The sequence below is a fragment of the Porphyrobacter sp. MBR-49 genome, assembly GCF_053628655.1.
In genome coordinates this window covers 90,697-102,816 of sequence record NZ_JBRJGU010000009.1, presented here as the reverse complement: position 1 = coordinate 102,816, position 12,120 = coordinate 90,697, and the positions used below count along the sequence as shown (strand labels likewise).

The following is a 12,120-nucleotide window of genomic DNA, read 5'->3' as shown; positions in this document are numbered from 1 at the left end:
TTCCGCTGTGCCGGTTACTTGATGCGCGTCACAGTGATGCCTTTTTCGGCAAGGTAATCCTGCATACTCCTGACCCCGGCAAGGTGGCCCGCGCCAACCGCAATGAACACCGTGCCAGGTTCATCGAGCCGCGTGTCCACCCACTCCGCCCAATTGGCGTTACGGGTATAGAGCAACGCCTCGGCAATTGCCGGATCGGTCATCCCTTCGTTCATGATCGCGGCGAGCTCATCGGCATCGCCCTCGGCCCATTTGGCAACCATCCGGTCAAGCATCGGTTTGACTTCGTCCATGCCTTCAGCCGCCTCCATCAGGAAGGTGATCTGCGCGGCCTGATCCATTCCATCAAAAATGTCGAACTGGAATTCGGCAGTTTCCAATGCACCTTGCGGCTTATCGTCGACCTTGGACAACAACACCTTTTCCACCCCTGCGCCGGGCGTGTAACCCTGCTGCATCAACGGGATCAGCGACAATGTGAGACCGGTAAGCCACGGCTTGAATTGATCAAATGCGGCAGGGGGAGCACCGACCTTGGCCAGCGCGGCTTCATAAATAATCGTCTGTTCCGGGGACAGCAGCGAACGCAGCGTGGTGCCCGCCGGCAGCACTCCCTTGGACATGGCCAGCTGCTGCTGCGCGGCCTCACTGCCCGGATCCATCCGGATTTCGGTAACGATGATATCCGATCCGGTCAGCGCATCGGCGATGGTGGCATCGTACCAGTCGATTCCTTCGGGAAGCACGTGGACGGTGCCGAACAGGTAGATCGTGGTGTCTTCATCAGCCACCTTCCACATCGCGGGACCGTTACCGATAGTTGCGGGCACAACAGCTTCGGTCGTCGCGTGGTCATCAGCGAGCGCGGGGCTGCCCGCAAACAGCGCGAGAGGGGCAGCGGTGAGGGCGAGTAGAGAGGCAAGTTTCACAGGGTTTCCTTTCATCAAGGCATAAAATTTCAGCGATTTAGTCAGTCTGAGAAACGGGTAAGGAGTTGCCTTTGTGCCGATGACCCAAAAGGCAAGCGCGGTAGACGATCAGCTCTTATGAATGATTATTGCCAGCCAAAGACAATCCGGCAAGCCATTTGGCATTGTCCATCTCATGTCCCACCACTTGCTGCATCGCACCATTGACCCTTAGGGGGTGTTGGGCCATGGCGAGCCGCCATGAACGCCGTCCCTTCTTTTACGCCCGCCCAAGGCCTGCCGGCCCGCGATCCGGCTCGTTCGTTTCAGGACATGATCCTGAACCTCCATGATTTCTGGAGCGCGCAGGGCTGCGTGATCCTGCAACCCTATGACATGCGCATGGGGGCGGGGACGTTCCACACCGCGACTACGCTGCGCGCACTGGGGCCGGAACCGTGGAACGCCGCCTTTGTGCAGCCCTGCCGTCGCCCGACAGATGGGCGCTACGGCGAAAACCCCAACCGGTTGCAGCATTATTACCAGTATCAGGTGATCCTGAAGCCTTCGCCGCCAGACATTCAGGAGCTCTATCTCAAAAGCCTCAACGCCATCGGTATCGACCCGCTGGCGCACGATATCCGCTTTGTCGAGGATGACTGGGAATCGCCCACGCTCGGCGCATGGGGGCTGGGCTGGGAGGTCTGGTGCGACGGGATGGAGGTGACGCAGTTCACCTATTTCCAACAGATGGGCGGGTTCGATTGCAAGCCCGTAGCGGGCGAATTGACCTACGGGTTGGAGCGTCTCGCGATGTATATTCAGGGCGTCGACAACGTCTATGATCTGGCGTTCAACACCGCCGGGGTTTCTTACGGTGAGGTGTTCCTTGAGAACGAACGCCAGATGTCGAAATGGAACTTCGAGGTGGCGGATACAGACGCATTGTTCGACCTGTTTGCCAAAGCCGAGGCTGAATGCCGCAATGCCCTTTCCGCAGGCGTTCCGATTGCGGCCTATGAACAGGCGGTCGAAGCAAGCCATGTGTTCAACCTGTTGCAGGCGCGCGGCGTGATTTCGGTGCAGGAACGCGCCAGTTACATGGGACGGGTGCGCGATCTGGCACGGTCTTCGTGTGAGGCCTATGCGCAAAAGATGACGCCCGAATGGGAAGCGAAATATCCGGGGTGGGTGTTGTGAGCGATTTCCTGCTCGAACTGCGCTGTGAGGAAATCCCGGCCCGGATGCAGGCGGGTGCGCGCGCCGAACTCGAAAAGCTGTTCCGGCGTGAACTGGACGCGGCGGGCGTTACGGTGGGTGATCTCACCATCTGGTCAACCCCGCGCCGCCTTGCGCTGATCGCGCGCGGATTGCCGCTGGCGACCGAAGCGGTGAGCGAGGAAGCGAAAGGCCCGCCCGAAGGCGCGCCCGATGCCGCGATTGACGGGTTCTGCCGCAAGGCCGGAGTTGCACGCGATCAATTGGAACTGCGCGACGTCAAAGGCCGGATGACTTACTTCGCGGTGATCGAGCAACCGGGCCGGGCGATGGCAGACTTGCTGGCCGCGGCGATCCCCGCGATTATCCGCGACTTCAGCTGGCCCAAGTCGATGCGCTGGGGCGCAGCGTCGATTGCGACCGAGAGCCTGCGCTGGGTGCGGCCGCTTTCTGGCATTGTCGCATTGCTCGATGGCGAAGTGGTGCCGTGTGCGGTCGATGGCATCGCCAGTGGGCGTGAAACCGCGGGGCATCGTTTCCATCACGAAGGCCTGATCACCATCGGCAGCGCGGACGATTATGCCGAGAAACTGCGCGCCTGCCATGTCATCGTGGATCACGAAGAACGCGCCGCGATCATCCGCAACGGCGCGGCGCAGGCTGCGGCGGACGCGGGTCTGACACTGGTCGCCGATGAAGGGCTGGTGATCGAGAACGCCGGACTGACCGAATGGCCGGTGCCGCTGCTGGGGCGCTTTGACGAGGCGTTCCTGGATGTGCCGCCCGAAGTCATTCAGCTGACCGCGCGGGTGAACCAGAAGTATTTTGTCGCTACGCGAGCTCCCGCGCAGGCGGGAGCCTCAGGCAGTGGCGCACAATTGACTGAGGTCCCCGCCTGCGCGGAGACTCACATTTTGGCGAACGCCTTCATCTGCACCGCCAATATCGATGCGATTGACCCCGCTGTGGTGGTTGATGGCAATCGCAAGGTGCTGGCTGCAAGGCTCTCGGACGCTCGATTTTTCTGGGAGCAGGATCAGAAGAAAACGCTCGCGGAGCACGCGAAGGGGCTGTCGCGGATCACCTTTCACGAGAAGCTGGGCACGGTCGCCGACAAGGTTGATCGCGTGGCGAAGCTGGCGCGGTGGCTGGTTGAGGAGGGGATTGTTGGCCCCGCCGCGAATCCCCGCGAAGGCGGGGACCTCCCGCAGAATGGCACTCCATCGCCTGAGATCCCCGCCTTCGCGGGGACTCGCGAGGCATTGGCCGACATGGCCGATCAGGCCGCGCAGCTGTGCAAGGCCGATCTGGTCACCGAGATGGTCGGCGAATTCCCGGAATTGCAGGGCCTTATGGGCGGATATTACGCCGCCAAGGAAGGCCTGGCGCCAGAAGTCGCCGCAGCGATCCGCGATCACTACAAGCCGGTCGGGCAGGGCGATGACGTACCGACGGCTCCGGTGACGGTGGCGGTATCTTTGGCGGATAAGTTGGATACGCTCGGAGCGTTCTTTTTTATCAATGAAAAGCCTACTGGCTCGAAGGATCCGTTTGCTTTGAGGCGGGCGGTCAACGGAATTTTGCAACTGATATTCGAAAATAATCTGCGGGCTGACTTTAAGAAGGTTTTACAGCCAGTTTTCGATCTGCTTGCATGGCCGCGTTTCTTCGATTTGATGGAGAGCAAGCTTTTCAAGGATGTCTCTAGGAGCCAAGTTTGGTCGGAAATTTGGCGCGACTATCGTAGCTTCACATTGAAGTTCACTGACAGCAAGAACTTCGACGTTCGCTTCAAGGGCGAGCCATATTTAGTCTCATTTTCCGGTAACCCCGGTCAATCGTCTGAATTTGAGAGTTTTAGCGTTTTTTCGAGCTCTTTGCTTTCGTTTGCCATCGATCGCCTCAAAGTCCAGCAACGCGAAGCGGGCGTCCGGCACGACCTGATCGACGCGGTCTTCGCGCTTGGTGGGGAGGATGATCTCGTCCGCTTGCTCGACCGTGTCCATGCGCTGCAGGCCTTTGTCACGATTGAGGATGGGGCGAACCTGCTCGCGGGCTACAAGCGTGCGGCGAATATCCTCAAGAAGGAAGGTTGGGATACGCAACCCCGTCTCCCCGGACTTGATCCGGGGTCCCGCTCCACTTCTGACGCAGATGAAGAAGCGGGATCCCGGCTCGGGGGCCGGGACGACGGGGATATTGGTATCTCATACACCCCCGAACCTGCCGAACAGGCGCTGATCGATGCGCTTGCCGCTGCGGCCCCTCGCGCTGCCGAGGCGGTGGAGGCAGAGCGCTTCGCCGATGCGATGGCGGCGCTTGCGACCTTGCGTGCGCCCATCGACCGCTTCTTCGAAGAGGTGATTGTCAACGCCGACGAAGCGGACAAACGCGCCGCGCGGCTGGCGCTGCTCGCGCGGTTTCGCGATGCGGTGCACCGGGTCGCGGATTTCAGCCGGATCGAGGGATGATTTTCCCTATCGCTCCCAATTAACCAACTGCTCGGGAACTGCCATGACATTGAAGACGGTCTATGTTTTTGGGGGCAAAGCCGACCATTCCGACCCGCGCCAGAAGGATAAAACCATCACCGGAGGCAAGGGCGCAAACCTTGCCGAAATGGCCAGCATCGGCCTGCCGGTGCCGCCGGGCTTCACCATCACCACCGAAGAATGTGTGCGTTATCTGCAAGATGGCGCGGATTTCTCGGACAAATTGCGAGCCGCCGTCGCCGCTGCGTTAACCCATGTTGAGGGGAGCGTGGGCAAGAATTTCGGCGATGCGGGCGATCCGCTGCTGGTATCGGTGCGATCAGGCGCGCGGGTTTCGATGCCGGGGATGATGGACACCGTGCTCAATCTCGGCCTCAACGATGCGACCGTCAAAGGCCTGGCGGCATCATCGGGGGACGCCCGCTTCGCGTGGGATTCCTATCGCCGGTTTATCCAGATGTATTCCGACGTCGTGCTCGGCCTCGATCACGGATTGTTTGAAGAAGCGCTGGAGATCGTCAAGGAAGACAACGGCTTCTATAACGATACCGAGATGACCTCTGAAGACTGGCAGGCGCTGGTCAGCGAATTCAAAGGGATTGTCGAACAGGAACTGGGCCGCCCGTTCCCGCAGGACGTCCACGAACAGCTGTGGGGCGCCATCCGCGCGGTGTTCGATAGCTGGGATAGCGACCGCGCCAAGGTTTACCGCCGGTTGAATGACATTCCCGCCGATTGGGGCACCGCGGTCAATGTGCAGGCGATGGTGTTCGGCAATATGGGCGACACCAGCGCCACCGGGGTCGCCTTTACCCGCGATCCGGCGACGGGGGAGCGCGCCTATTACGGCGAATACCTGATCAACGCGCAGGGAGAGGACGTGGTCGCGGGCATCCGCACACCGCAATACCTCACCAAATCCGCACGCGAAGCCGCCGGGGCCAAGCCGCTGAGCATGGAAGAGGCGCTGCCCGATGCCTATGCCGAGTTGGCCCGCGTGTTCGATCTGCTCGAACTGCATTACAAGGATATGCAGGACATCGAGTTTACCGTGGAACGCGGCACCTTGTGGATGCTGCAAACCCGCTCGGGCAAGCGCACCGCCAAGGCCGCGCTCAAGATGGCGGTCGATATGGTGGCAGAAGGTCTGATCGACACGCGTGAGGCGGTGCGGCGGGTCGATCCGATGGCGCTCGACCAATTGCTCCACCCGACCCTCGATCCCAAGGCCGAACGCCATGTGCTGACCACCGGGCTTCCTGCATCGCCGGGCGCGGCGGCGGGCAAGATCGTGCTTGATGCCGATACGGCTGAACAATGGGCCGGGCGCGGGGAGAAGGTGATTCTCGTGCGCGTTGAAACCTCGCCCGAGGATATTCACGGGATGCACGCCGCACAGGGTATCCTCACCGCGCGAGGCGGAATGACGAGCCACGCGGCGGTGGTCGCGCGCGGAATGGGCCGCCCTTGCGTGTCCGGCGCAGGCGCGGTGTCGATTGACCGCGCGGCCCGCACGCTGCGGATCGGGCAGCACGAACTGGCGGAAGGTGATGCGATCACGCTCGATGGTGCAACCGGGCAGGTCATGCTCGGCATCGTGCCCACGGTTGAGCCGGAACTGGTGGGCGATTTCGGCACGCTGATGGTTTGGGCCGATGAATTGCGGCGGATGAAGGTGCGCACCAATGCCGAAACGCCAGAAGATTGCCGCATGGCGCGGCAATTCGGCGCGGAAGGCATCGGGCTGTGCCGAACGGAACATATGTTCTTTGAAGCGTCCCGGATCAGCCTGGTGCGCCAGATGATCCTTGCCGATGACGAGGCCGGCCGCCGCCGCGCGCTGGATCAACTACTGCCCGAACAGCGCGCTGATTTTACGTCGATCTTTGAGGTGATGGCTGGGCTGCCGTGCACCATCCGCTTGCTCGATCCGCCACTGCACGAATTCCTCCCCCACGCGGATGAGGATTTTGCCGAACTGGCCGATGCGACCGGGCTGGGGGTCGATCATCTCAAGCGCCGGGCGGGTGAGCTGCACGAATTCAACCCGATGCTGGGCCATCGCGGCTGCCGCCTTGGGATCACTTATCCTGAAATCTACGAAATGCAGGCGCGCGCGATTTTCGAAGCCGTGTGCGCGGTGAAGGCTTCAAGCGGTGAGGCGCCGTTGCCCGAAATCATGATCCCGCTGGTCGCGACCAAGCGCGAATTGGCGATCTTGCGCGCGTTGATCGACCGGGTGGCTGAAGCGGTGTTCGCCGAAGTCGGCACGCGAGTGGAATACCTCGTCGGCACGATGATCGAACTGCCGCGCGCAGCGTTGATGGCGGGCGAGATTGCCGAGGAGGGTGCGTTCTTCAGTTTCGGCACCAATGATTTGACGCAGACGACACTGGGTGTGTCGCGCGATGATGCGGCAAAGTTTCTCAGCACCTATGTCGACAAAGGCATTTTCCCGCGCGATCCCTTCGTCAGCCTTGATATCGAGGGCGTCGGCCAGTTGGTCGAACTGGCGGCGCAGCGGGGCAGGGCGACGCGGCCGGGTATCAAGCTGGGCATTTGCGGCGAACACGGCGGCGATCCGGCTAGCATTGCTTTTTGCGAAAAGGTCGGGCTCGATTATGTCAGCGCCTCACCATACCGGGTGCCGATTGCGCGATTGGCAGCGGCACAGGCCGCGCTGGCGAAGGGTTAGGTTCCGGCGAGGGAACGCCGCCCGGTCAGGGTGACGATCTCGAAGGTTTCTGTGGTTTTGCCATCGTCATCGGCCCGTTCAGCGAAAGCGGCGCGGGCGCGGGCCAAGGCGGCTTTGCCAAGCGGCGGGCCGGGGCGTGCCAGCGCATTGCCCAGCCCCTGATCGCGCAGGTCTGCAACCAGTCGGTCGAGATTGGAATAGCGCACGGTCAGCGTGTGGGTATCAACCACCGGGTCTTTCCAGCCTGCGCGCTGGAGCAATTGCGGCGCGGCGCGGGCATCGACCATCGGATGAATGCGCGCAGCCGGACGATCAGGCTCAGCAGCGAGCATCGCAGCACGCAGGGCGCGCAAGCTTTGGCCGCCGATAAAACTGGCGATCACCAACCCGCCGGGGGTTAACGCGTTGCGCAAGTGAATAAGGGCGCCGGGCAGGTCATTGACCGCATCAAACTGACCGATAACGGCGATAAAATCATAGCCGCTTTCGGGCAGCGGCTGCGCCGAATCGGCGGTAGCGCCGAAAGTCAGCGCGGCATCGCCGCACGTCAGATAATCCGCAAGCGTATGGCCGCCGGTGCCGATCACCAATGCGCTCTTGGGCTTGTGCCGGACGAAGCCTAGGCGTTCGATCATGTCATCGGCAATATCATCGATCAGAAAGCTGGCTGTATCACCCCGATGCAGGCGGCGCTTGGCAGAGCGAAGGACGCGTGCCACGCGGCGGCGTTCCGAAAAGATGGTGGGGACTTGGCTCAGGCTCATCATCAGCGCCCTGCCGCGCTTGCCAGTATAGCGCAAGCCATGCGACAGTTGCGTGGATGGCAGTGGTCGCTCAGCTAGCCCAAGGTATTCGTCCTGTGGTGGATATGATCTATCCGCCGCGCTGCCCTGCGTGCGGTGTCGCGCTTGCCGATCAGCACGGGCTGTGCGGTGAATGCTGGGCCTCGCTCGATATCCCGGCGGCTGGGGCGGAGGAGGTAGGCAGCACACCGATTTACGCGGCAACGCTATACAACGACACCTCGCGCAAGCTGGTGCTGGCTTACAAACATGGTGGGCGAATTGCGCTGTCCCGCTTGCTTGCCAGCATGATCGCAGCACGCCTGCCCGCAACCGCCATCCCGCCGTTGCTGGTGCCAGTCCCGCTGCATCGCTGGCGATTATGGCACCGCGGGTTCAATCAGGCAGCATTGCTGGCCAACGAACTGGCTTGCCTGGGAAAGGGTGAACCCTGTGTCGATGGGCTTATCCGCCGAAAGCGCACGCCGAGTTTGGGCGGTCTGGGCCGCGAAGCGCGCGATAGGGCCTTGGCAGGCGCGATCGTATTAAACGCAGCGAGGGCAGGCCTTATGGCGGGACGCGATGTGATCCTGATCGACGATGTCTTTACCAGCGGAGCGACCAGCCGCGCCTGTATCTCTGCGATCGTGCAAACCCGTCCAGCCAGCATTGCGGTGGCCTGCTTTGCGCGGGTTGATACTGACAAACGCCTGATCAATCGATAGCGCCTGCCATAAAAACATAACGCCCGAGGCTTTGTAAGCCTCGGGCGCCACGTGACGAAACGGTGTGGATCCACCCTTCCGGGTTTTATCGGCCACCCCCTAAGTTGGCCGACAGGATCCTGTCCCTTACGTTCAATCGGTCGCACTGGCACCCCGTTGCCAGTTTGCGGCCCGACCACCCCCAAACGTGACACCGGGCGGTGCCGCTATTCGGTTGAGAACCTCCGTTAAGAGATCTAACGCCTTTGTTTCATTGTGTCAGGCAATGCGGAAGGCGAAACCTTGATCTGGCGATTTTTTTACGTGCGCCTGTTGTGAACGTGCAACAATCATCGCTAGGAAGCGATGCGGCCCTTATGAACGGTATCGAACGCCTTTCTTCACGCAACATAAGTTCGCATGGAGCCTGATTTGACCGAGATCCATTTGACAACTGATGAACGTGAGACCGGCACCACTTTCGCGCCCAAATTCGACGCCATTGGATTGTTGACCGCAGTGGTGGTCGATCATGCAACGTCGATGGTGCTGGTTGTGGCGCATATGAACCGTGAGGCACTCGATGCGACGCTTGCCACCGGGCGCGTGCATTTCTGGTCACGATCACGCGGGCGTTTGTGGATGAAGGGTGAGACTTCGGGGAATGTTCTCGAAGTCGAAGAAGTGTTGGTGGACTGCGATCAAGATGCGTTGGTGATCCGCGCGCGGCCTGCGGGGCCGACCTGCCATACCGGACAGCAAAGCTGCTTTTATCGACGCGTGGAAACTGGCGCCGACGGGCCTGTTCTCGTTAAGGTCAAGACTTGACGCTCACGTAAAGGGAAGGTATGGAGCGGCCATGGCTACAGCACCTGCTCAGAACCCCGCCGCGATCTCGGAAACGGACACCGGTCATGAGCCGCGCCGTAACGGCGCCCATCTTGACCGGCCCGACAAGCACGCCCGCGAACAGTTCACGATATCGGATCTCACATCCGAATTCGGCTGCACCGCTCGCGCGCTGCGGTTTTATGAAGACGAGGGGCTGATCAACCCCGCCCGAGTCGGTCTTACCCGCGTCTATTCGAAACGAGACCGTGCGCGTCTGGCGTGGATCATGCGTGCCAAGAATGTTGGCTTTAGTCTGCACGAAATTCGCGAGATGATCGATCTTTATGATCTTGATGATGGCCGCGTTGAACAGCGCCGCGTCACGATCGAGAAATGCCGCACGCACATCGCCAAGCTTAAGGCGCAACGCGACGATATCGATTCTTCGATCAATGAACTCACCGATTTTGTCGCCGAGATTGAAAAGCTCGACCCGCGCTGATCCGATCAGACGGGCGAAACCTTCACTAACCACGATGTTCACCAAAGGGATTAAGTGATGCCGACCTATACCGCTCCAACCCGCGACACGCGTTTCGTCGTCAACGAAGTGCTCGATCTGGCGAGCTACGGCAATCTGCCCGGCTTTGAAAATGCCACCCCGGACATGATCGACACGGTGATAAACGAGGCTGGCAAATTCTGTGCTGAGGTGCTCGCGCCGATCAATCAGGCGGGCGATGAACATGGCTGCACCCGGCATGAAGATGGCAGCGTCACCACCCCTCCGGGCTTCAAGGAAGCCTATCAGGCCTATGTCGAAAGCGGTTGGGGCACGCTGGCACAGCCAGAGGAATTCGGCGGGCAAGGTCTGCCGCATACGCTCGGCTTTGTGCTGGAGGAATATTCCGGCACCGCCAATCAGGCCTTTGCGATGTATCCGGGCCTGACTGCCGGGGCGATTTCGGCAATTACTGCCAAGGGATCGGACGAACAGAAGGCGGCCTATCTGCCCAAGATGATTTCAGGCGAATGGTCGGGCACCATGAACCTGACGGAACCGCATTGCGGCACCGATCTGGGCATGATCCGCACCAAGGCGGTGCCCAATGGTGACGGCTCTTATGCGATTACCGGCACCAAGATTTTCATCTCGGCAGGCGAGCATGATCTCACCAGCAACATCATCCATCTGGTGCTGGCCAAGACCCCCGGCGCACCTGACAGCACCAAAGGTATTTCGCTGTTCATCGTGCCCAAGTTCATCCTCGACGAAAATGGTGAACCGGGCGCGCGTAACGGCGTGACCTGCGGCTCGATCGAAAAGAAGATGGGCATCCATGGCAACGCCACCTGCCTGCTCAACTACGACGGCGCGACCGGCTACATGGTGGGTGAGGAAAACAAGGGTCTGGCCGCGATGTTCATCATGATGAACGCCGCGCGGCTTGGCGTTGGCATTCAGGGCTATGCCCAGGCCGAAGTCGCCTATCAGAACGCGGTTAACTACGCGCTTGATCGCCGTCAGGGCCGTGCGCTGACCGGCCCGGCCGAGCCCGATGCCAAGGCCGATCCGATCTTTGTCCACCCTGACGTGCGCCGCATGTTGATGGACGCCAAGGTGTTTACCGAAAGCATGCGGGCGCTGTGTCTGTGGGGGGCGTTGCAGGTCGATCTGACCCACAAGGCCCAGACTGCAGAAGCGCGTGAAACCGCCGATCTGCTGATCGGCCTGATGACTCCGGTGATCAAGGGCTACGGCACCGACAAGGGCTATGACATCGCCACCAACATGCAGCAGGTTTACGGCGGGCACGGCTATGTGCGCGAATGGGGCATGGAACAGTTCGTGCGCGATAGCCGTATCGCGATGATCTACGAAGGCGCCAACGGCGTGCAGGCGATGGACCTGTGCGGCCGCAAGCTGGCAGCCGGCGGCGGCAAGGCGATCCAGCTGTTCTTCGCCATGATCGACGAGGAAATCGCTGCGGGCAAGCAGGTGGCAGAGTTGAAAGACATTGCCGAACGGCTTGAAAAGGCGCTGGGCGAACAGAAGGCGGCGACCATGTGGTTCATGCAGAACGCGATGGCCAACCCCAATCACCTTGGCGCAGGCGCGCATCACTATATGCACATCATGGGGATCGTGACTCTCGGCTTCTTCTGGTTGAAGATGGCCAAGGTGGCGCTGGCCAAGCTCGCCGATAAACCGTCAGACCATGCGTTTTACGAGGCCAAGCTGGTTTCGGCCAACTACTACGCCGAACGTTTCCTGCCCGATGCGGGCGCGTTGCGGCGCAAGCTGGAGGCGGGGAGCGAATACATGATGAAGCTTCCAGCAGATGCGTTTGCCACTGCGGCATAGGAACGCTTGCACACAACTGCGCCCTTGGGTTGCGCATGGGACATTGACATCAGGCGCATTCGGGCCGCCTTGTTTTTACAGGGCGGTCCGCTTTGTGTGTCGCGCGTGGGTTCGCGTTCAGTTGG

Annotated in this window: 9 protein-coding genes; 7 read left to right on the top strand and 2 right to left on the bottom strand. The window is 60.8% G+C overall.

The window, feature by feature from the left end; translation table 11 throughout:
- Window positions 1-14: 14 nt before the first annotated feature.
- Window positions 15-929, bottom strand: a complete 915-nt coding sequence (locus tag ACSSV3_RS12880) for a TraB/GumN family protein (protein ID WP_354326456.1) — start codon at window positions 927-929, stop codon at window positions 15-17.
- A gap of 240 nt (window positions 930-1,169) precedes the next feature.
- Here ACSSV3_RS12880 and ACSSV3_RS12875 point away from each other — a divergent pair, with 240 nt between their 5' ends.
- Genes ACSSV3_RS12875 through ppdK form a run of 3 tightly spaced genes read left to right on the top strand, consistent with a single transcriptional unit; the run spans window position 1,170 to window position 7,313 of the window.
- The gene (locus ACSSV3_RS12875; RefSeq protein ID WP_354326455.1) at window positions 1,170-2,108 is read left to right on the top strand and encodes a glycine--tRNA ligase subunit alpha; all 939 of its coding nucleotides are present in this window, start codon (window positions 1,170-1,172) and stop codon (window positions 2,106-2,108) included.
- Window positions 2,105-4,597: a glycine--tRNA ligase subunit beta gene (gene glyS, locus ACSSV3_RS12870; protein WP_354326502.1), complete on the top strand. Its 2,493-nt coding sequence runs from the start codon at window positions 2,105-2,107 to the stop codon at window positions 4,595-4,597. The genes ACSSV3_RS12875 and glyS overlap by 4 nt, the downstream gene beginning before the upstream one ends.
- 43 nt (window positions 4,598-4,640) lie before the next feature.
- Window positions 4,641-7,313 carry a pyruvate, phosphate dikinase gene (gene ppdK, locus ACSSV3_RS12865; RefSeq protein ID WP_354326453.1) on the top strand — a complete coding sequence of 891 codons (2,673 nt, stop codon included), beginning with the start codon at window positions 4,641-4,643 and terminating at the stop codon, window positions 7,311-7,313.
- On the opposite strand, the gene ACSSV3_RS12860 is transcribed toward ppdK, so the two are convergent.
- The gene (locus ACSSV3_RS12860) at window positions 7,310-8,032 is read right to left on the bottom strand and encodes a methyltransferase domain-containing protein (RefSeq protein ID WP_354326451.1); all 723 of its coding nucleotides are present in this window, start codon (window positions 8,030-8,032) and stop codon (window positions 7,310-7,312) included. The two genes, ppdK and ACSSV3_RS12860, sit on opposite strands and share 4 nt — an antisense overlap.
- Before the next feature lie 101 nt (window positions 8,033-8,133).
- Here ACSSV3_RS12860 and ACSSV3_RS12855 point away from each other — a divergent pair, with 101 nt between their 5' ends.
- The 4 genes from ACSSV3_RS12855 to ACSSV3_RS12840 all read left to right on the top strand — a co-directional run bounded on the left by ACSSV3_RS12855 (window position 8,134) and on the right by ACSSV3_RS12840 (window position 11,995).
- Window positions 8,134-8,820 (top strand): ComF family protein, encoded by a 687-nt coding sequence (locus ACSSV3_RS12855; RefSeq protein WP_354326449.1) that lies wholly within the window; start codon window positions 8,134-8,136, stop codon window positions 8,818-8,820.
- Window positions 8,821-9,231: 411 nt separating this feature from the next.
- On the top strand, window positions 9,232-9,627 hold the full coding sequence (gene hisI, locus ACSSV3_RS12850; RefSeq protein WP_354326448.1) for a phosphoribosyl-AMP cyclohydrolase: 396 nt from the start codon (window positions 9,232-9,234) through the stop codon (window positions 9,625-9,627).
- 31 nt (window positions 9,628-9,658) lie between these two features.
- Window positions 9,659-10,132, top strand: a complete 474-nt coding sequence (locus ACSSV3_RS12845) for a MerR family transcriptional regulator (RefSeq protein ID WP_354326446.1) — start codon at window positions 9,659-9,661, stop codon at window positions 10,130-10,132.
- A 57-nt stretch (window positions 10,133-10,189) separates the two neighbouring features.
- Window positions 10,190-11,995, top strand: a complete 1,806-nt coding sequence (locus ACSSV3_RS12840; protein ID WP_354326444.1) for an acyl-CoA dehydrogenase C-terminal domain-containing protein — start codon at window positions 10,190-10,192, stop codon at window positions 11,993-11,995.
- The last annotated feature ends 125 nt before the right edge of the window (window positions 11,996-12,120 follow it).